General features: G+C 59.1%; 1 protein-coding gene. It reads left to right on the forward strand.

Going from position 1 to position 696, the window contains the following annotated elements; genetic code table 11:
- Window positions 1-399: 399 nt before the first annotated feature.
- Window positions 400-630: a DUF7543 family protein gene (locus QT222_RS00255; RefSeq protein ID WP_491475925.1), complete on the forward strand. Its 231-nt coding sequence runs from the start codon at window positions 400-402 to the stop codon at window positions 628-630.
- Window positions 631-696: the final 66 nt, after the last annotated feature.

The following is a 696-nucleotide window of genomic DNA, read 5'->3' on the forward strand; positions in this document are numbered from 1 at the left end:
GAGCGGGATTACGGGGATGAGGATGCCGAATCCGAGGAGGTCGATAAAGACGATGAAAAAGACCACCCCAAGCGCCCGGCGTGGGTTCTCGACTGTCATCGTCTGTCCGTCGGAGGGCGTGCGAATAATCACACCGGTAAGCTACCGCTCTGTAACTAAGCAGTGAATAATTAATATCTTGACAAACATGTTGTGAGTATGGCCTTCGAATGGGTGTCATACTTCACGTGTGAGGAATGTGGGCTCGAACGGCCGTCACCGAAGATTCCGTACGACCGTCTTGGGTACGCAGTCTGTCCTTCCTGCGGGGCAGAGACGAGGCCAGCACCCTCGACGCTGGCTGAGGTCCCAACCCTTGCGGATGGGTAGACACTTCGGCTCGGAACGCCTTCGGCCGATATGAGCTGGACGGAAGTCCGCCGCGACGACCGCATCGTCGAGTGGGAACGAAGCGACGGCAACGCGACGATTCGGCTCCGTCGCGGCCCGGGCGCGTGGCACGTCAGATTCGACAGACTCCACCAGTCCCCGGAAGGACGCGGCTACGAAGGCGAACGGTTCGACGACGAAGACGTAGCCCGCGACACCGTCGAAGCGTGGAAAAAGGAGTACGACGTGGGGCAGGAGTAGTTGTACGAGTGGAGTTGGGGTAGTTGTACGAGTGGAGTTGGGGTAGTTGTACGAGTGGAGTTGGGG

The sequence above is a fragment of the Haloferax sp. s1 genome (assembly GCF_058382125.1).